Origin of the sequence: Pseudogemmobacter sp. W21_MBD1_M6 (assembly GCF_052119585.1) — a bacterium.
GTDB lineage: Bacteria > Pseudomonadota > Alphaproteobacteria > Rhodobacterales > Rhodobacteraceae > JBGQOJ01.
On the sequence record NZ_JBGQOJ010000027.1, the window covers coordinates 17,867 to 36,693 of the forward strand.

Here is an 18,827-nt window from a genome sequence, read left to right on the forward strand (position 1 = left end):
ACCAGATGACCATCGCAGAACGCTACAACGCCGAAGCCCACCGCCTGCTGCCACACATGGCAGACAGCCTCGCGGTTGATCCAACCATCACCTGCGCCGGCCACATCGACGACATCGTCTTTCGACGCAGCGAATACCTCGGCGGGATGGCAATCGCCATTCTGGCTATCATCGAACAGCAAGACTGAGAGGTCAGACCATGACTGCCATCACCACCATTCGCATCGACCACGCCGCACTGCCTGACCAGTTTGATCGCTCGCGCCCCAACGCCGTCGCTGAGGCGATTGAGGCCGCGCTGCGCGACGATGGGATCAACGCAGAAGCTTCCGACGTGATCTCGCACATCAAGATCGAACTGCCGACCACCCAGCTTGCTACCGCCTGTGGCGCGCTGGCCGAGCTGCAGCTGATCTAAGGCAGGACAGTCCGATGAAACAAACCACGATGACCAGCAATGCCAAAGCCATCGCCGCCTTCCTTGGCAAGAAGGCTGAGATCGACGAGATGCTCTCGCGCCTGCAAGAGCTCAGCGACAACCACTTCAACAGCCATCCCGACGAGATCAACTGGGGCGACGTTGGCACCCTCGAGCATTGCGCCAGCCTCCTCAAGCGCATCACCGACAGCGCTTTTGGCGAGGACGAACACGCCGAGTGATCCGGTTGGTCACCGCGCCAGCCCCGCTCAGCGGGGCATGGCCTCGTAGGAGGGTCGCATTTCGCGCGCCCCAATACGGAGAACATCATGACTCAGCTTTCCGACTCCCAAGCCCTGATCCTGTCGCAGGCCGCCCAGAACGAGGACCGCATTGCCCTGCCACTGCCTGACAGCCTGCGCGGCGGAGCCGCCGCCAAGGTGGTCAGCACCATGATCGCCAAAGGGCTGATCGAAGAGATCGACGCGGACATGCGCAAGGGCGAGCCCGTCTGGCGCGAAACCGGCGATGGCCACGGCGTCACGCTGGTCGCCACCGACGCAGGGCTTGCCGCCATCGGCATCGCGACCGAGACCGCGACAGCCGAACCGACCGATGAGGCAGCGCCCAAGATGCGCACGCCGCGCGAAGGCACCAAACAAGCCACCCTGATCGCAATGCTCCGCGCGCCGGACGGCGCGACCATCGAGGAAATCGGTGCTGCCCTGCAGTGGGCCCCGCACACCATTAGGGGTGCAATGGCCGGGGCGCTAAAGAAGAAGCTCGGGCTTGAGGTCACCTCGGAGAAGGTCGAACGTCGAGGGCGCGTCTATAGGGTTGGAAACACCGAAGTGTGACTTCCAGGTGACTCAGATTCCTTCAAGCCACTCTGTTTCTTGCAGAATCCTGCAGCATGCGGATGCTTAATGTTGAGGTTTCGCCTGTATGACACCTCAACTGCTCGAAGTGGTGCCGCCTGCACCGCTTCACCTGCCTCAGACTGGGCCAGCCTCGCGCTGGCCCTTTTTTATCGCCCAATCTGCGGACGCTCTAAATCCCCGTCGTCGCCATCTGACCTCATCGCGTCGGCAATGAGATGGTCAACCGTATCACGGAAGTAGGCCACCAGTTCCGAATGCAGCGTGTGAAATTCTGCAAGAACTGTTTTTTCAAACTCAATCGGCTGTACACGCACCATGACTGTAGTGCGGCGTTGACGTGGATAGCGATATGGCTTGACGCCATGTTTCCTGCATAGCGCCACGAAAATCCTCACCGCCCACGCATCCGGCAGCGAATACTTCAACTCAACATCTTCTTCTTGCGGTGCCTCGTGCAGACGCGTGGTAAAACGGTCAAGGGCGGCACCCGCTGCGGCGCGTTCGCCTTCGGTTGCACCACGCGCGAACAGCGCCTCAAGCTTTGCCAGCTTTACCCGGATATCTTCCTGTCGTTCCATCTTACCTGCCATCAATTTCGATGACTTGCTTGCCGGAGCCAGGCAGTCAGGTCAATGCGCAGTTGAGCGAACCCGGAGATTTTCGAAGAGCCGCCGCAGCAGGAACGAGCGTGCCAAGCTCACGATGGTGAAAATCCCGCCCATGGCGAAGTTCTGCGCCAGCGTCGTGTGCAGCCCGAACCAGGGAAAGATCAGGATCTGCGTCACGACGGCGACGCCGTAGCCCACGGCGACATTCGTGATCGCTTCGACCAGGGACATCAGGCGAGACTGCATCATGGCTCAAACCCCAAGCGGCTCAGCGCGTTACGAAAACTCGCCTCGTGAAACTCCCGGTTCATACTGCCATTCTGCAGATACCGTTGGCCGGGAACACGCAGGGCAATGGTTTGATTGGAGCAGTCTACGGCTGGCAGGTAGGCGATGGCCTGACGATCCAGAGCAACAAGGGCATAGAGATCGAATGCGTTTTCCGGATAACGGCGCCGACCACCTTTTCCCGCGCGTCGAAGCTGGAACAAGTAGCCAGGAGTGACCCTGGTCTTGGGATCATGGTTTCTTGGCTTCCTCGTTGATTTGACCTGTACACGCAGAAGCGTGCCGTCAATATCCACGAGAATATCGTATGGCAGCCCTTGATCGCTCAGAAACGCGCGATAGCCGCTCATGATGAGATCGGCGCACACCAAGTGCTCGGCAGCCTTGCCAATTTCGAGGTCGTCGCTGCATTCAACTTCGGGGTATTCAAACTCGGCATCGGGCAGATCAAACCCCAGATGTTCAAACAGCGATTGCTGCATGCCCCACCCTCCGCTTCTGCGCGACGTCTTCGAAGCTCTGTCCCGTTTCCGACAGTTGAGCATCGCGACCAGTGAACTCTTGCCAACGGCGGACGATAACATCGACGTATTTCGGATCGAGTTCGATCAGCGATGCGTGGCGCCCAGTCTTTTCCGCAGCAATTAGCGTCGTGCCACTGCCGCCAAACGGGTCGAAGACAAGATCGCCTTTACGGCTCGAGTTCCGGATGGCGCGTTCGACCAGCGCCACAGGCTTCATGGTAGGATGCAGGTCATTTTTTGACGGCCGCTGGATGTTCCAGACATCGCCCTGGTCGCGATCCCCACACCAGTGGCGTTTCACGCCCTCAGGCCAGCCGTAGAGGATCGGCTCGTATTGCCGCTGGTAATCGGCACGGCCCAGGGTGAACCGGTCCTTCGCCCATATGATGAAGGTTGACCAATGGCCGCCCGCGGACTTGAACGCTGTCTGCAGAGTCTGCAACTCGCTGGACGACATGCATATGTAGACCGCACCGTCAGTGTGCGTGTTGATCAACACGCAGGCGTCGTAGAGAAACTGCCCGAAGGCGTCGCCCAGGGCATCATTCTTGATGCGACGGCCCTTGCCCGCTTTCTCGGCACCCACACCGCCGGCGTAATCGACGTTATAGGGAGGATCGCAAAAGCAGAGATCCGCTTTCACGCCCCCAAGTACTTTTTCGTAATCCGTGGCTACCGTACTGTCACCGCAGAGCAGCCGGTGGTTGCCGAGGATCCAGAGATCGCCAGGGCGGCTGATCGGGGTCTCCGGAGCCTCCGGGACATCATCCTCGCCCTCCTGCGGACCGGTGCCCTCATCGAGGCTATTCATCAGCGCGGTCAATTCGTCATCAGTGAAACCGGTGAGGCCCAGATCGAACTCTGCTTCCAGCAGGTCGGCCAGTTCGAGGTTCAGCAGGTCCTTGTCCCACTCGGCATTCTCGCTCGAGCGGTTGTCCATGATCCGGAAGGCCCGCGCTTGAGCCTCGGTCAGCCCCTTGGCGACATGCACCGGCGCGGTCTTGAAGCCGAGCTTGCGGGCTGCTTCCAGCCGCGTGTGCCCGGCCAGGACCAGCATCGACTCATCCACAACGATGGGCTGACGCCAGCCGAATTCCTGGATCGAGGCTACCACCGTGGCGATGGCCTGCGCGTTGTTGCGCGGGTTGCGCGCATAGGGAATGATCTGCTCAAGCGGCAGGTCTAAAACGTCCATGGGTATTTCCTTGGGATGCTTGATGCGCAAGCCATAGGCCCGCGAAACGAAACGGGTCTGGTCTGCGAAACGAACCGCAGGTCCGCAAAAGCGAAATGGGGTCAGACCCCCATTTCGTTTCAGGCGTGGTTTGTCAGGCCGTCAGGCCCTTGTTTCATTGGGGTTGCGCGCAAAGCGAAACGAAACGGGTGTTTTTCGCGGCGTCACTGGGAAAGCGTTGCGCTGCGCCCCCCCGTATACGGTTATAATCAGGAAGGAACCGTTCAATATCAATGTGTTAGGTGTTACCCCAAATCGACTGGAGACAGTTTGCAGCAGGCGCACATGCTATCGCTTGACCACAAAACCCCATCACCATCCTGCATCCTTCCCTGTCTCACATCCCGTGTAATCTTATCGCCAAATTACAATTTTCGCGGCAAAGGGAAACCCCTTCCGGTGTCACCACAAAAAGTGTCACCCTTTGCCGATTTTCCTTGACTGCATTCTGTCAGCGAACCCGCCCGATCGTGTAGTCCATTGAACGTTTGGGATTGTAAGTCAGCCCGTTCAAACGCCAGACGATCACGCTCAGCCCGAAGAGATGCCGCTTGGTGGCTGTCTTGCGGCTGACCCCATGCGTCCAGCAGATCCCCTTCCAGGCCTTGCGGTTGGCGCGTGCCCAAAGGATCTCGCCGATGTCCTTCTCCAGCCAGCGCAGCCAGAGCATCGCCTCATCGGCCTCGCTGATCATGCGCGGTGATGGCAGCGGTCTGCGCATGCGCGGCTCCTGGCCCACCTGATCTGCAAAGCTGTAGGAATATTCAGGCCATGTGCTGATGTAGCCTTGCGGGCGCACTGCCGGCAATGACGCCATGACATCCGCTGCAAGCTCCAGGCGGTCAGCGACCGCGCCCCGCGTCCACTCATCCATTGCGCACCCCCTGCCCTCCGGGCCGCCTGCCATAGAGCTTCTCGCCAAGCTGGCGGACCAATTCCCGCTCGGGCCATGTGAGACGGTCGTCATGGACGCTGACAGCCAGAAGGCCCTGCTCCTTCCAGCCATCGCGTTTGACCTGCTCAGGATCACGGCGGTGACCACCGTACCCCTTGGGTGTGAACCGCATGCAACTCATGCCACACCCCCGTTCGTCTCCAGCGCCCAAAGCAGGATCGCGATGGCATCGGCCTCGTTGTCGTCAGCGGGGTCGAAGCCGCGCGCCCGAACGGCTGCAATCATGGCGTCCTTGTTGGCGTTGCCCTTGCCGGTTGCATGGAATTTGATCGTTCCAACCGGAACGCCCTGATACGGCACGCCGCGCAATTCGCCCCAACTGGTCAATACTGCCAGCAGCCCGCCAAAGACATGGGCTGCGTCGGTCCCGACATGCCGGCGCACTTCTTCGAAATAGATCGCTTCGATCGGGCCGCTGAGCCGGTCGATCTCGGTTAGCCAATTGGTGAAGCGCAGGTAGCGCATGCCACCGCCATCGTAGCGGCGCGGCTTGAAGCAGACGGTGCCGCTGGTGATCAGGCTGTCATAGCCGCGCACGGCCCAGCCGGTGGTGGTGCCCAGATCAAGGGCGAGGATGGTTTTTGTGCCGCTGAAGGGCTCAGGCAGCGGATGGGTCGATATCTGTTCTTGTGTGTTCATTGTGAAGGCTCACGAATTCGAGTGGGCCTTCGGCTTTGGTCAGGACAAAATTACCCCTCCCAATTAGGCCATACAAGAAAATTCGTCCTGAACCGGGTGTCACCACCTCATCAAGAAGGTGGTGACAAAAATAACCATTTAAAAACAACGCTGTCACCACTGTCACCACCTGTCACCACTAAAATCCTTTGTACATATGAGGGAGCATGAATTGGGGACAAAACACACATACATATGTATAAGGAAAGAAGATGGCCGTTGAAGTGGTGACAGTGGTGACACGATTGTTTTTGTTATGTTTTTTTCTGTCACCACTTGACCGTCGAGGTGGTGACAAAGCCAAGGTGGTGACAGCTTGAAACAAAAAAGGCACCCGTTTGGATGCCCTCGCAGATGCGAACACGCGATCAGGCGCGCTGTCAATTATCGGGACAACGGTCAAAAACCTCTCTCATCCGCTCAAGTCCCATTTGTGTTATCAGAACCTCGGTCGGCCTATTAACGAACATACCCGCGCCCTCCCATCGCACATAAGCACGCGGCTGACCCACGCCGGTATCGCGATAAAGATACCTAGCCTGAAACAAGCGCGACAGGAAAACATCGGGTGTAATACCCAGCGAACGCGCTGCGCACGACAGACTTATTCCGGCCTCGGACGCTTGCGATACCGCCATTCGCGCCCTTCCCCTGTCCTGCATTGATATCTCTCCCAATGTCTTGATTTCAGCCAGGCACCGACGCGCATCTGATCCAGCTTGCTCCATTTGGCTGGTTCTATCGCCAGTGCGCCTTCGAGGATTTCTCCGACCGATACATCCCGGATCGGTTCAAGGTGTTCGAACTCTTCGTCCTGCCAGTCATCGACGCCCGCATAGCCGTGATTGACGGGGCGCTTTTCATGGGTCAACCAGCGATCAATCAACCCGTCCCAGGCATCTGACTGGTAGCGCTTGTCCTGCTCAGCACGCGCAGCCTTGAGCAGGTCCTTATCCTCAAGCCACCAGATGGCACCGGCCTTGAACCGGGCCACCGCCTCGGCCCACAGTTGGTCGCGGTCCCGACCCAGCCCTTCAATGTCGATCTCACCGCAGCGGATTGGCCAAAAGCGGCGGTTGCCGGTCTCGTCCCGCAGATAGGTGTCGGGATTGACCGTGCCTGCAAAGACGCATTGGCGTTTGATTTCCACGGTATGGCGACCATAGGGCGGGCGGAACCGATCCGTGGTGCGCGTCAGGAACGCCTTGATGCGCGAGACCTCCGCCCTTCCGATGGCATCCAGCTCGGCGATTTCCACGATCCAGACGCCCTGCATGTGGATGGCCGCGTCCTTCGAGCCGAGATCGGGCAACTCGTCGGTGAACCAGTCTTCGCCGGCAAGGATCTTCAGGGCCGTCGATTTGCGCGCACCCTGTTCGCCTTCAAGGATCAGCATGTGGTCGGCCTTGACGCCCGGACGGAAGATGCGCGCGACCGCCGATATCAACCACAGGCTGCCCATGGCGTGGGTCAGGTCGGTCGGCTCCGCCCCCAGGTATCGGCTGGTCCAGCTTTCCAGCCGGGACGTGCCATCCCAGATCAGAGAGTCGAGATATGAGCGCACCGGGTGGATGCGAGTTTCGCGCGCGACGGCACCAACGGACCGGCCTACGACGAGCGGCGCGACATTGACCTCGCGGTGCTGCAGCCATTCCGCCAGACGGATGTCGTCGCTATCCTCCCACGGGCGCGGATAATCCGGCTCGGTTGCATCCCAGGGCGCGGGGAGCAAAACCACCACCTCCTGGCGGAATTCATCGAAGGCGATGGTGCCGGCAAAAGCCGGGTCTGAACCGAGCGCGGTGATCACATTGGCCTCGTTGCGTTCCGGTGTGCCTGACAGATCGAGCCGCAGGCGGTTGGCCCAAGCCGGGCGGGCCGCAGGCTTCATAAGATCGCCGCTGGCGTTCAATCGGCGGCGTAGGACACCAATCTGCTTTTCGAGGATGGACATCGCAATACCGCTGCGCGCCTTGATCAGCATGAGCACATGCCGCTCCTCCATCGGCTCAAGCCGCGCCTTGACGATACGCCCCATCAGCGTTCCGAGCACTGTGAGATCAGGTGGATTGGTGAGTGTCTCCGTCGCAACGGCAAGCGCCTCGACCGGATTTGCTGTATTGGCGGCAGAAGCACGGGGGATGGCGACGGTTGCCCCGGCCTCTGCATTCGCATCCATAGTGGCGTAATCGGCCTGCACCGCCCCTTTGAGCAGATCGTCGTTGAAATCATCGCCGTGCAGTGGAGCCACGATCCGGTTTGGGATATCCGCCATATTGAGGCGATCGGACAGCGTTGCGGCTGCCCGCCGCCCTGCATCGCCCGCATCGGCGTAGATCGTGATTTGCCGCATGCCCTCGGGCCATTTGAACCGCGCCATGCCATCCGCCGAGAGCGTCGCCCAGACCGCCCTGCCAAAAATTGCCCGCGCCGCAAGCGCTGTCTCGATCCCCTCGGCCACACCCAAATGCCCATCGTCCGGCATCGGAAACAGCCGCACTGCAGCCTCGGCAATGCTGCCCAGCATCTTCTTGCCCGCAGGCGCCTTGGCCCTGCCATCGTCGAGCAGGAAGGTACGATGGATTCCGCCCACCGGCTCGCCCGTCACAAGGCGAGGGATGGCAACCATGCCGGGCCAACCACGGCGGCTGTCGTAATCCGTCAGATCAGGGTGATAGAGCAAATCGGGCGACCCGGGATCGGCAAGCCCACGGGCTTGCAGATAAGTCTCAGCCAAACTGCCCGCGAGTGACGCGCAATCGTCGAGGATCCGGCGGATTTCCAGGCTGTGATCAGGGCGCACAGGTGAGGTCGGGCGCGGCCGCATGGCGACGTCACGCTCCATATGGGCCAGCCGCGCCGCCTCGTCGAACAGCCGCCCGTCACTCATGCCGGTGGCATGGTAGATCATATCGACCGGCCCTGCCCGCTCACCCGTGGCAAAGTCAAACCCCCAGCCGGCGTAGGGTCCGTCGAGATGGATGATGCACGACCCCTCGCCGCGGGCCTGACGCCCGGACAGGTCCGCACAGCGCAGAGCTCGTCGGTCCTGTGTCAGCCGCGCCTCGGGAAAGAGTGACGGCAGCCAGTCACGGGCGGTATCCGAAAGCCGGGCCTTGATGACATTCAGATCATGACGGGTGGGTGGTGTCCAAACGTCGTTCAGGTCGATCATGGGGCACCTCAGGCGAGCAGGACAAGGCCACGTTCGGCGCGGGTGATGGCGGTGTAAAGCCAGCGGCGGCGATCAAGATCAGTGCGCCCGAGGCCATCATCCCAGACAATCACGTTCTCCCATTGCGAACCCTGCGCCTTATGCGCCGTGATTGCCCAACCGAAGGTCGCCTCGGTCAGGTGCTTTTTCTCCTTCCAGTCGCGGTCATGGCGACCGCGATCGAAGGCAATATGGTCTTCGAAATGCCCTTTGTAGAACCGCAGCCGGCCGGGTTTGCCAGTGTGGTCTGAAGTCCCGACACGGCGACCATCTTCATCCGTGACCATGGCCGAGAAATAGAGGCTTCCTTCGTCGACGATATCTTCGAGCGTCAGGAACATACCGTTGATAAGTCCCAGATCGTTCTGGTTTTTTAGGCAGATGATCTTTTCGGCAGCACCCGTGGGAAGGATACCGCGCGCCAACCCAGCAGCCCCGCGCATTGCGTTGTTCAGCTGCAGCCGCGTCGCGTTCATGCCGCAAATCAGCTGCCCACCGCGCAGCGCCTGATCCGGCGTGATATCGCCCTTATGCATTTTGGCGACATGGGCATCATAGGTTCCAAAGCCGATAGGCTGCCCCTCGCGTGCCATCGTGGCCAAACGGATGATTGCGCTTTCCGCAGCCTGCCGATGTATCTCGGTCAGCATGATGTCCGGCGCGACATTGGTGAAAGCCCCCTCGCCCTTGATCGGCGGCAACTGCCCCGGATCCCCCAAGACCAGGATCGGTTTGCCAAAGCTCATCAGATCGCGGGCCATCTCCTCGCCCACCATCGAAACTTCATCGAGCACGATCAGCTTGGCATCCGCGGCATCACTTTGTGGGTTCAATGCAAAGCGCGGCTTTTTCATCGCCGACAGCGCCTGACGCATCGCCTCGATCCCGGCCTCTGCTGCCGTGCGGTCGAACCCGGTCAGGGTCCGGATTCCAACCTCCGCCTCGCGAACCTTTCTTGCTGCCGCCTCAATTTCCTCTTCCGTAGCCTCGGTCACCGAATAGATCAGGCTGTGGATGGTACGCGCCGGCGTACCCTTGCGATTGAGAACCAGAGCGGCCTTGCCGGTGAACGTCGCTGTGACAACGCCCGGCACGCAACTGCCTTCCTTGGCGCTGCGGTGCGGCGAGAGGCCAAGCTCGTCGAGCGCAAACTTCAGGACGGTGGACTTCCCCGACCCGGCAAAGCCAAACAGCCGGAATACCTGCTGGTCCTGCGTACGGGTTTCAAACCAGGTCTTGATCTCCCGGAGTGCTGCGGCCTGTTGAGGCGATGGTGTGAAGAGGCTCATGCGACGTGTCCCTTGACGATGTAATCCTTGACCACCCCACCGCACGCGGGGTCGCCGACCTGGCATTGGCGCACAAAGACCCGGCGCCCGTCGGCCAGCTGGCGCCAGTGTCCACGGCGGATATGCCACCGTGGGCTGACATGTGTGCCACCCTGAGGCACGCTCCTGACGCGCAGCCGTTCAGGATCGATGGTGATTTGATGCCAGGTCCAGCCCCGCACGCCTGCTGTGGCGTATTTGCGGCGCTGTGCCGGGCAGATGGAGCGGGGTTTGACCTCCGCCACCTGTGACAGGATGCTCAGAGCGCGCCAGACAATGCCCGTGGCCACTTCACCATAAGTGTTGGCCTCGTCCTCAGCCAGCTTAGGATTTGGATAGCCTTCTGCCAATCCTGGCTCTGTGAACACGGCATGGATCAGGCAGTCCGTCCACTGCCGCCTATGCTTGTCCTTGAAAAAAAAAGCAGCTTCGACACGATCGTCAAACTGGCGCGCATAGACGAGTAAGGCAGAGCGCTGCACATCGCGATCCTTGACCTCGAACACCACGCAAGGATGCGGCAACCGCATTGGCCCTCCCATGATCCGGTGGCGCAGGGCCGCAATTTCGTCACTGTCAAAGCTTTCCTGATCGGGAAAGTAGTAAACCGGCGCGGACTCAATGCCTTTGATGAGAAACCCGAAAGTCGACTTCTTGCGGAACTGAGGTGCCAGTCGCTTGAATTCGTATGCCTGTGGAATCATGGCCGTGCCCTCCAGCAGCGCTGCGCCCAGGCACAGGGCGGATGCCAATGGCCCGCCGCCATGCCGCCCTTGCAGACCACCGACGTGGGCGCGGCCGCCTCGCGCGGCAGCATCTCTTGGGTACGTTTTCGAGGTCGCACAGCCGAAGGCTTGCGATGGGTAGGTCCAGTCTTCCGCGGGCCTCGAGCCATATGCCGATCTCCTGTGCTGCGGCGCGCGTCACGTACGCCTGCCACTCATCCGGGGTCATGGGATCAACTGTTCAGCCAAGCCGGAGCCCCACCCGGGATCGACGCCGGTGCGGCAGTGCCGGGCTGCGCTTGCGCGGCCGGAGAATGCGGCGTGCTGGACCAACCGCCCTGCGCAGGGGCTTGTGCATTCCAGGCGGCGGGCACCTGAGCATTGACTTTGCGCGGCGGCGCGTTGACCGGCTCCGGCGCCACCGCCTCCCCACGCATGATCGCGTCATAGGAGGGCTCATTCGGCAGCACGACATTCGCGATCTTGTTGCTGTCGCGGTAGTTCGGGTTGTCCGAGACCTCCACCATGATGCGCGCGGCGAAGGTGATCCCGTCGAGCTGCTTCAATCCGCCGATCACGCGTTTAATGCGCGCCGCCTCGCTCAGATCATCGGGCTTCAGCCCAAGCGCGCTGTCGACCATGGCGCGAAAGGTGCTTTTCGAGATGTTCCAACCCTTCGACTGGCCCTTTTCATCAAGCTTGCCGCCCGCCACCGTGAAATTCTGCCAGAACTTGCGCCGGGAAAACGGCCCATCGACCACGGTGAATTCGCAATCGAGCATTTTCGCATCGCTGTTTGCAGAGCTCTTCAGAAGGCCCGTATCCATTGCCGTCGCGCCGTTCGTCCCACCGGGGCGGATTTTCATCGTCACTTTGGCGAAGGTCCCGTCCGGGATCAACTCCCCCATCGGGGCCATTTGCGGGGCGGCATCGTTCAGATCGTAACTCATGTGTCCTGTCCTTTCATGATCAGGTGGGAGTGTTGAAATTGGCGGCGGTGACCGGCGCACTCCGCCCATCGATCCTCGCCAACAGCGTGGCAAGATCAGGCGGCTCGGTCATGTCGAGACGACCGGATCGATCTTTCGCCGGCAGACCCCAGGGGTTGCCGGATGTGCAGATCAGACGGCGCTCGGTGGATTTTTCGTCGAGGGTCCATGCCCCCTCGGCGTCTTTTCCAAAGAGCTGCATCGAGATAACCTGATCGACGATGCCGGGGAGTTCGCGCCCCGCTTTTGTGCCCTCCATCTGCGGCACCCAGGTTGATGATCCGAACTCGTCGGTCACCTTCTCCAGCACACCAACGAAGATCACGGTTTTGCCGCGCGCGTGCTGCAGATGTTTGAGCGCCTGGATGACTTCCCGGCCGAGCAGACCGTAGGCGCCGCGCACATCAGGCTTGCCGGTGCGCTCCGAAAATGCCTCGGCCTGTTGCTTGGCATAGGCCATGGCCTGGCGCGTCAGATCGGTGATCGAGTCGACGAAGATGATCGAGCGGTCTTTGAGGAAGTCTTCCAGCCCACTGTCGGCGTATTTTGCCTGCACATGGGCATGATATCCCGCGCCATAATAGCTGTCGGGGTGTTGGGCCGGATCCGGGCCGCCGATCAGGAGAACCAGGTCGCGAAAACCGGAAAAACTCCGGATCGGAATGCTGGGGCCGCGCCAGCCCTGCACAGACTTCATGCCGGCTTCGAGATCAAAGCAGACCGTCTTGTCCTCCGGCAGTGATTTGATCAGCGTGGTTTTCCCCACGCCGGGAGGTCCGAAAATCGCCAGGGATGTCTTGTTTTCTGCAACCGACAGTCGCTCGTCGGCGGTGATGATGCGCAATTCCATGGTGCTCTCCTTGTTGTAGTCGGGACCAACAGTGGCGGGGGGTGACCGGGCGCCGAAGGGGAGCCTGCCCAGCCTTGCGGTCAGGGCGTCCCCGCCGCTGTATTCAAAGGGTTTTCGTGGGCTCGAGCTGAAAGCTGGGCTTGCCGCTGCCAACCGTCCGCGCGGGTTCAAACCCTTCACGGATCGCGTCCGGCCAAGCAGTGTATTTACGCTCAGACACCTTGAAGGCGATGTCGACATACTGCGCGGGATCGCTCCCGGCGGCCCGGATCCGGTCCACCATGGCCGCGATTAGGTCCTGATCCCAATCCACCCGCTTGGGCAGATCAGCGACCACCGTGAAATCACCATCGTCGAACCGCACGGTGCCTGTGTCCTTGCCACAAGCGCGGCGGGCTTCGGTGGCGCGGGTGGCATAACGCACCTCCAGCGCCGTGTTGAACCGCGCGGTTGCCGACTTCAGCTGTCTGGCCGCATGCGCCAGTTCCGCCTGCAGGCTCGCCAGTAATTCGACCGGCATCTGCGCCAACTCGCCCGTCGGCATATTGAGCAGGTCATCCATGCACGGGGTATTTTCAGGGTAAGTCATAGGGTCTCCTCTTCGGGACGAATGGGTTAAGCGGCTGCAGCGAGTTGCTTCACGGCAGCAGACCGCGCCGTCTCCTTTTGCGGGCGGGCGATGACGAGGTAGGCAAAACGGTCCGGTCCAAGACGCTCCTGAACCAGATGCACGCGACCGAGTTCAGCGAGGCGGTAAGCCGCGTCTGCCGCAGCCCTCAGGCCCTCAAGCTCACATTTGGCCAGCTTCGAGACGTTGGCGGTCGTGTCGACCACTAGAAACCCCGTGTGATAAGCCAGTCGTGCACCGGGTTCGGCCACATCGACCCAAGCCATCAGGGTGATTTCCGAAACCGCGACAGCCATCACGACACCCGCAGCTCTGCGAGGTCAGCGGTCAGGTGAAGCCGCTCTCTCTCATAGGCGAGGACATCTTCGAGCCGGTACACGATCCGGCCGCCGATCTTCATGAAGGCCGGACCCGTGCCGACCCAGCGCCAGCGCTCCAGTGTGCGATGGGACAATGTCCAGCGCCGGGAGAGCTCCTTTTGTGTGAAGCAGATCTTGTCTTGCATCGTTGTCTCCAGGTCAGTTCATGGAGCCAAGATGGAAAATTTATCTGTGGGATGTCGTCAGGATCATTGGGGGATACGGAGGGGGATGAATACCGTCATAAAAAAAAGCCGAAAATACAAAGAGGGGGATGATCATCCCCCTCCATCCCCCAGCCTATCCCCTTCCCGTCCCTCATTGAGAGGGATCGCCGCGCCATCAGTCGATGTTGATCCGATAGTTGCCACGGCGATCAGACAGAATCAGATCACGCCAGTTGCCTTTGGATTTGAACACATCCGACATCCGCAGACTTTTCGAACGCGCTTCGGACAGGATGTTCTTGCCGTTCTGCCAGGGCTTCCCGGCCTGTGCCCCTCGATGCAGGGCGCGCACAACCGCCGCCTGGATCGGCCCCAGTTGAAACCGATGCCCATTGCAGCGAACCTCGGAATAGTCGCGCGAGGCTATGAACGCCTGCTCTTCCATATGGCCGCCAACAGAAAATCCCTTTTTTACTTCATAGCGATCACGTTCATCACGCCGCATCAGAAGATCGCCGATCACCACATAATGCGGCTCAGCCAAGCCCCAAATTGCCGCATAATTAGCATCCAGCGCGCGGAATTCACTCAGGTGAGCTTCGCCGGAGCGAAACAGATGAAACACATCACGGGCGTGCAGGTCGACCACACCGCTGAAGAACCGACGATCCGTCGGGATCCGAAAAAGCCGTCCGCCCTCACCCACTTCATAATCACCGAATTCCAAGGGCAGCCCAAACACGCGGATCGACAGGCTCAATTCGTCATTCTCAGCCAGATAGATCAGATCTTCTTCACTGATAGATCACCGCGTCAATATCTCGGAGAGCACAAAATATGACTTTTCAATTTCCATTTTTTTTCCGACTCCCTTGGTAAAATGTTCCGGTTTTGCTCTATCTCCTTGACGAAATCGGATCAATCCAATCTTATCCTATTTTATCCACACCCATCTGGGGACAACATGACCGAACATCACACGCTTGCAGACCGCCTGCAGGCCCGGGCAAACCAGCTTGGGCTCAGCCCTGCCCATATTGCCGAGATGGCCTGTGTGAACCGGTCGTTCGTCTATGACATCCTGCGTGGTCGCTCGACGCGACCTGGACTCGACCGCTTGGCCGAGGTTGCTCAGGTGTTAAAAGTCGAGCTTGAATGGCTGATCCACGGGATCGGTGACGTGGAGGGGCCCTCGCCCTTCATCGAGAACCCTGACGACAGTTTTGTCGCGATCGCGCACGCAGGTGTTCGTCCGTCCATGGGCGGCGGAGCCGTTGTGCTTGAGGAACATGAAACGCCGGGACGTGCTTATCACTTTCGCAGGTCCTGGATCAGGAACGGCCTCAAGGCTTCGCCGTCGCAGTTGCGGATCATGAAAGTCGAGGGCGACAGCATGCAACCGACCCTCTTCGACGGCGACACAGTTCTGGTCGACATGACGCGCAAAGCGCCAAACCCTCCGGGCATCTTCGTCCTGGATGATGGCATGGGGCTTGTCGCCAAACGACTTCAGCATGTGCCGAGCAGCGATCCGCCCTCTGTGTGCATTATCTCGGACAACAAACATTATCCAGAATATGAACGTACCGCCGACGAAGTTCATATCATTGGTCGGATTCGCTGGTTTGCACGGGAGATATAAACGATGATGCATGTCATTATTCGCGTTGACAATGACCGAGGTTTTTCGACACGCCGCCCAGAGCAAGATCATCACGACGGCACATGCAATCAACGCAGCATGCATACCTGACCTTACGCCACCTGACGGGGAGGCGGATTTCTACTTCGTACCAGCCGCCGATCTGGAACAGGCATCGGCTCGGATCGTGGAACGTGTGAACGCCACCTGTTCGCACTTACGGCAGCCCGACGCAAACACGATCAAACACGCCAGAGTTCGCTAGATCCCTATAACCCATTATTTTTAGTTGCTTATCAGGACTGCAATCGCTTCATACTGGGGTATTCAACCCGAAAGGCGCCTCCATGAGCAGCACTGTCAAACCCCCGGTTTCGGGGCCCAATCCCCTGCACCCTGATCGCATGTCAGCGCACGAACGCCGTACTGAGCTCTATATGCTGCTTGCCGCTGGTGCCATTCGGCTGATCAAGCGCGATATCGACGACACATCCGCTGATGGCGCAGATAGTTCGCTACACTTCCGCCCCGTACAGAGCGGTTATGCAGGTCCAACTCACAGGAGATCCGCATGACGACACATGAACCCATCCTCGCCCGCTTGGCAGCTTTGAAGGCTATGACCGTCAACGAGCTGAAGGCCGAGTGGCAAGTGCTTTTTGATGCGCCCGCGCCTAATAACAGCCGGAACTTTCTGGAAAGCCGCCTGGCTTACCGCATTCAGGAACTGACCTACGGCGGCCCCGACCAGGAGACACGTCGCCTGCTGGATCTGCTGGCTGATGAGGTGGAGGGCACGCTGACGCGCAAAGCGCAGATTGCCGACCCACGGAACCCGGTGGTGGGGACTAAGCTCATTCGCGAATGGGACGGCGTGGCGCATACGATCACCGTCCTGAGAGACGGCTTTGAATGGGACGGCCGACGCTACAAGTCGCTTTCAGCCGTGGCACGCACCATCACCGGCACCCGCTGGAACGGCTACCGTTTCTTTGGGCTCCGCGAGCGCAAGCGAGGTGAGACATGAAGGATCTTTCCCCAAAACCCGCCCGGCGCCTGCGCTGTGCCATTTACACCCGTAAGTCCAGCGAGGAAGGGCTCGAGCAGGAGTTCAACAGCCTCCACGCCCAACGCGAGGCTTGCGAGGCCTATATCGCCAGCCAGCGCTCGGAGGGCTGGGCGCTGGTCCGCGACCAATACGACGACGGCGGCATCTCCGGAGGCACTTTGGAGCGCCCAGGCCTGAAGCAGCTGCTCGCTGATATCGAGGACGGGCTGGTCGACGTGGTCGTGGTCTACAAGATCGACCGCCTCAGCCGCTCGCTGATGGACTTTTCCAAGCTGGTCGAGGTTTTTGACCGCAACGGGGTGACATTCGTCTCGGTGACGCAGTCGTTCAACACGACCACGTCCATGGGGCGGCTGACGCTGAACATCCTGCTGTCGTTTGCCCAGTTCGAGCGCGAGGTCACCGCTGAGCGCATCCGCGACAAGGTGAAAGCCTCCCGCATGAAGGGGATGTGGATGGGCGGCTATGTGCCGCTTGGTTACGATGTTCAGGATCGAAAGCTGGTAGTGAACGACAACGAGGCCGCCAAGGTGCGCATGGCGTTCGAACGCTTTGTCGAAATCGGCTCGGCCACCGTCTTGGCTCGGGAACTTCGCCGTGACGGTTTCCGCAACAAGCAGGGCACGCTGATCGACAAGGGCTACCTCTATCGGCTGCTGAACAACCGCGTCTATCGCGGGGAGGCCATGCACAAAGGCAAAGCCTATCCCGGCGAGCATAAGGCGATCATTGACGCACGCCTCTGGGATCAGGTGCATGACATCTTGGGCGAAAGCCCCCGCAAGCGCGCCAATAACAGCCGTGCGCAGACGCCTGCACTATTGAAAGGCCTGATCTTCACCGCCACAGGTGCTGCCATGACGCCCTCCAGCACCAAGAAGGGCACCCGCCGGTATCGCTATTACGTGTCGATGGACCTCCTGAAAAACCGTGAGACGCCCGAGGACGGCATACCTCGGCGCCTGCCTGCTGATACGGCAGAGGCCGCCGTCATCACTGAGATCCGCCGCATTCTCAGGACCCCCGAAACCACGGCGCAGGTGATTGCTGCGCTCGACAGGGAAGACATTTCGCAAGCGGACGCCATCGCCGCCCTGCAGCAGTTCCCGCAGCTTTGGGAACAGCTGTTCCCAGCAGAGCAGGCTCGCATCATTCAGCTGCTTGTCCGGCGGGTCACGGTGACCGCCGAGGGGCTGATCATCGACCTGCGGACCGACAGCATAACGGGCGTCATGCGGGATCTGATGACACCGCGTCAGCTTGAGGTGGCCGAGTGATGGGCGCGCCCGACACGATACAGGTTTTTGTACCCCTCAAATTGCGCAAGAAAAACGGGCGGCCGAAAATCATGCCACCTGCGGACTACCTGCCAAGCGAGGACCAGACCCAAGACCCGCATATTCTTCGCGCCATCGGCCGCGCATGGGCCTGGCGGCGGCGCATGGAGGCCGGCGAGTTCGGGACCGTGCGCGATCTCGCCATCGGTGTGAATTTGGCCGAGCGTCATGTCGGTAGGCAACTGAGGCTGGCATATCTCGCACCGAAGGTGCTGAAGCGGCTGGTCTATAAGCGCGAGGTCACTGCAGTGACGGTCATGCAACTCACCGAAAGTGCGGTGTTGCCGTGGGTGGAACAAGCTGGGGTGGTGTTTGGTGAGACTGCACAAGTTGGCTGAAGCACCCAGACGGCCTGAGCGGAACTCCGTTTGACCTTCAATCGCTGCGTTGCAGATTCACGAGATCTGCCATTCGCTGCAGGAGCACGATCGGGGACAGCTTGCAGCATCTCCTGAAGGGTGATCTGATGCGCCGGATGATCGAAGCTCTGGCTTTGCAGCCATTGGCGATATTGCATCGTCCACGGCTTGGTCCGCTGATAGATCCGTACGTGGCGCAGCATGAAGGCTGAAACGAGCTGGCGTTTGTGCCGCTGGTCCTCTGCCGCGCTTTCCCGAGCCCGAACCAAGTCGCGCATCGCCTCATACGTTTCATCAGGGACCCAGATGGGCGTCAGTTCCCCGGCGCGAAAAAGGCGGGCCAGTCAAATTGCATCCAGCCGGTCTGTCTTTACGCGATCACCGGCACGAACAGGAATCAACGAGGGCGCGACAACACAGCATTCGAAACCGAACGCTCGCACCTGCCGATAAAGGCCATATCCCGTAGGTCCCGCTTCATAGCATACCGAAACAGGGTATCCGTCCGGTCTGACTGCCCTGCCTGCGTGATGGAGTGGGTGATAGTGTCCACCAAAGAAGTGGACATCTTGAG

Annotated in this window: 24 protein-coding genes and 1 pseudogene; 8 read left to right on the top strand and 17 right to left on the bottom strand. The window is 60.1% G+C overall.

The features are described from left to right. Window positions 1-5: 5 nt before the first annotated feature. The 4 genes from ACEN2R_RS17960 to ACEN2R_RS17975 all read left to right on the top strand — a co-directional run bounded on the left by ACEN2R_RS17960 (window position 6) and on the right by ACEN2R_RS17975 (window position 1,275). Complete coding sequence (locus ACEN2R_RS17960) at window positions 6-188, top strand: hypothetical protein (RefSeq protein ID WP_442044062.1); 183 nt, start codon at window positions 6-8, stop codon at window positions 186-188. 11 nt (window positions 189-199) lie between these two features. Then, window positions 200-418 carry a hypothetical protein gene (locus ACEN2R_RS17965; protein WP_442044063.1) on the top strand — a complete coding sequence of 73 codons (219 nt, stop codon included), beginning with the start codon at window positions 200-202 and terminating at the stop codon, window positions 416-418. Window positions 419-432: 14 nt separating this feature from the next. Next, window positions 433-660, top strand: a complete 228-nt coding sequence (locus ACEN2R_RS17970) for a hypothetical protein (RefSeq protein ID WP_442044064.1) — start codon at window positions 433-435, stop codon at window positions 658-660. Between the two features lie 87 nt (window positions 661-747). Further along, window positions 748-1,275 (top strand): DUF3489 domain-containing protein, encoded by a 528-nt coding sequence (locus ACEN2R_RS17975; RefSeq protein ID WP_442044065.1) that lies wholly within the window; start codon window positions 748-750, stop codon window positions 1,273-1,275. Window positions 1,276-1,445: 170 nt separating this feature from the next. Here the strand turns inward: ACEN2R_RS17975 and ACEN2R_RS17980 are convergent, their stop codons facing one another. From ACEN2R_RS17980 to ACEN2R_RS18055, 16 genes are all read right to left on the bottom strand, one after another. Continuing rightward, window positions 1,446-1,877, bottom strand: coding sequence for a hypothetical protein (locus ACEN2R_RS17980; RefSeq protein ID WP_442044066.1), 432 nt, complete (start codon window positions 1,875-1,877; stop codon window positions 1,446-1,448). Between the two features lie 51 nt (window positions 1,878-1,928). Next, window positions 1,929-2,156 carry a DUF7220 family protein gene (locus ACEN2R_RS17985; RefSeq protein ID WP_442044067.1) on the bottom strand — a complete coding sequence of 76 codons (228 nt, stop codon included), beginning with the start codon at window positions 2,154-2,156 and terminating at the stop codon, window positions 1,929-1,931. After that, window positions 2,153-2,677 carry a group I intron-associated PD-(D/E)XK endonuclease gene (locus tag ACEN2R_RS17990; RefSeq protein ID WP_442044068.1) on the bottom strand — a complete coding sequence of 175 codons (525 nt, stop codon included), beginning with the start codon at window positions 2,675-2,677 and terminating at the stop codon, window positions 2,153-2,155. Before ACEN2R_RS17990 ends, ACEN2R_RS17985 begins: the two co-directional genes overlap by 4 nt. After that, entirely contained in the window at window positions 2,658-3,914 is a 1,257-nt protein-coding gene (locus tag ACEN2R_RS17995) for a DNA modification methylase (protein WP_442044069.1), read from the bottom strand. Before ACEN2R_RS17995 ends, ACEN2R_RS17990 begins: the two co-directional genes overlap by 20 nt. A gap of 490 nt (window positions 3,915-4,404) precedes the next feature. Beyond that, complete coding sequence (locus tag ACEN2R_RS18000) at window positions 4,405-4,827, bottom strand: DUF6362 family protein (protein ID WP_442044070.1); 423 nt, start codon at window positions 4,825-4,827, stop codon at window positions 4,405-4,407. Then, a complete protein-coding gene (locus ACEN2R_RS18005; protein WP_442044071.1) occupies window positions 4,820-5,029 on the bottom strand; it encodes a hypothetical protein in 210 nt (69 codons plus the stop codon). The genes ACEN2R_RS18000 and ACEN2R_RS18005 overlap by 8 nt, the downstream gene beginning before the upstream one ends. Further along, complete coding sequence (locus tag ACEN2R_RS18010) at window positions 5,026-5,547, bottom strand: crossover junction endodeoxyribonuclease RuvC (RefSeq protein ID WP_442044072.1); 522 nt, start codon at window positions 5,545-5,547, stop codon at window positions 5,026-5,028. Before ACEN2R_RS18010 ends, ACEN2R_RS18005 begins: the two co-directional genes overlap by 4 nt. 643 nt (window positions 5,548-6,190) lie before the next feature. After that, on the bottom strand, window positions 6,191-8,761 hold the full coding sequence (locus tag ACEN2R_RS18015; protein WP_442044073.1) for a VapE domain-containing protein: 2,571 nt from the start codon (window positions 8,759-8,761) through the stop codon (window positions 6,191-6,193). Window positions 8,762-8,769: 8 nt separating this feature from the next. Further along, window positions 8,770-10,089, bottom strand: a complete 1,320-nt coding sequence (locus ACEN2R_RS18020) for an ATP-dependent DNA helicase (protein WP_442044074.1) — start codon at window positions 10,087-10,089, stop codon at window positions 8,770-8,772. Beyond that, on the bottom strand, window positions 10,086-10,880 hold the full coding sequence (locus ACEN2R_RS18025; protein WP_442044075.1) for a hypothetical protein: 795 nt from the start codon (window positions 10,878-10,880) through the stop codon (window positions 10,086-10,088). The genes ACEN2R_RS18020 and ACEN2R_RS18025 overlap by 4 nt, the downstream gene beginning before the upstream one ends. 206 nt (window positions 10,881-11,086) lie before the next feature. After that, window positions 11,087-11,803 carry a hypothetical protein gene (locus tag ACEN2R_RS18030; protein WP_442044076.1) on the bottom strand — a complete coding sequence of 239 codons (717 nt, stop codon included), beginning with the start codon at window positions 11,801-11,803 and terminating at the stop codon, window positions 11,087-11,089. Between the two features lie 19 nt (window positions 11,804-11,822). Next, on the bottom strand, window positions 11,823-12,692 hold the full coding sequence (locus tag ACEN2R_RS18035) for an ATP-binding protein (RefSeq protein WP_442044077.1): 870 nt from the start codon (window positions 12,690-12,692) through the stop codon (window positions 11,823-11,825). A gap of 103 nt (window positions 12,693-12,795) precedes the next feature. Continuing rightward, a complete protein-coding gene (locus ACEN2R_RS18040) occupies window positions 12,796-13,281 on the bottom strand; it encodes a hypothetical protein (protein ID WP_442044078.1) in 486 nt (161 codons plus the stop codon). Between the two features lie 26 nt (window positions 13,282-13,307). Then, window positions 13,308-13,616, bottom strand: coding sequence for a hypothetical protein (locus ACEN2R_RS18045; RefSeq protein WP_442044079.1), 309 nt, complete (start codon window positions 13,614-13,616; stop codon window positions 13,308-13,310). Then, entirely contained in the window at window positions 13,616-13,825 is a 210-nt protein-coding gene (locus ACEN2R_RS18050) for a helix-turn-helix transcriptional regulator (protein ID WP_442044080.1), read from the bottom strand. The genes ACEN2R_RS18045 and ACEN2R_RS18050 overlap by 1 nt, the downstream gene beginning before the upstream one ends. A 196-nt stretch (window positions 13,826-14,021) precedes the next feature. Next, window positions 14,022-14,606: a hypothetical protein gene (locus ACEN2R_RS18055; protein ID WP_442044081.1), complete on the bottom strand. Its 585-nt coding sequence runs from the start codon at window positions 14,604-14,606 to the stop codon at window positions 14,022-14,024. 204 nt (window positions 14,607-14,810) lie between these two features. Here ACEN2R_RS18055 and ACEN2R_RS18060 point away from each other — a divergent pair, with 204 nt between their 5' ends. The 4 genes from ACEN2R_RS18060 (at window position 14,811) to ACEN2R_RS18075 (ending at window position 18,232) form a co-directional block, all read left to right on the top strand. Further along, window positions 14,811-15,488: a LexA family transcriptional regulator gene (locus ACEN2R_RS18060; protein WP_442044082.1), complete on the top strand. Its 678-nt coding sequence runs from the start codon at window positions 14,811-14,813 to the stop codon at window positions 15,486-15,488. Between the two features lie 571 nt (window positions 15,489-16,059). Continuing rightward, window positions 16,060-16,515 (top strand): DUF2924 domain-containing protein, encoded by a 456-nt coding sequence (locus ACEN2R_RS18065; RefSeq protein ID WP_442044083.1) that lies wholly within the window; start codon window positions 16,060-16,062, stop codon window positions 16,513-16,515. Further along, window positions 16,512-17,834 (top strand): recombinase family protein, encoded by a 1,323-nt coding sequence (locus tag ACEN2R_RS18070; RefSeq protein ID WP_442044084.1) that lies wholly within the window; start codon window positions 16,512-16,514, stop codon window positions 17,832-17,834. The genes ACEN2R_RS18065 and ACEN2R_RS18070 overlap by 4 nt, the downstream gene beginning before the upstream one ends. Beyond that, the gene (locus tag ACEN2R_RS18075; RefSeq protein WP_442044085.1) at window positions 17,834-18,232 is read left to right on the top strand and encodes a hypothetical protein; all 399 of its coding nucleotides are present in this window, start codon (window positions 17,834-17,836) and stop codon (window positions 18,230-18,232) included. The genes ACEN2R_RS18070 and ACEN2R_RS18075 overlap by 1 nt, the downstream gene beginning before the upstream one ends. 95 nt (window positions 18,233-18,327) lie before the next feature. On the opposite strand, the pseudogene ACEN2R_RS18080 reads toward ACEN2R_RS18075, so the two are convergent. After that, a pseudogene (locus tag ACEN2R_RS18080) lies at window positions 18,328-18,738 on the bottom strand (IS110 family transposase); the annotation flags it as partial. Window positions 18,739-18,827 lie beyond the last annotated feature (89 nt).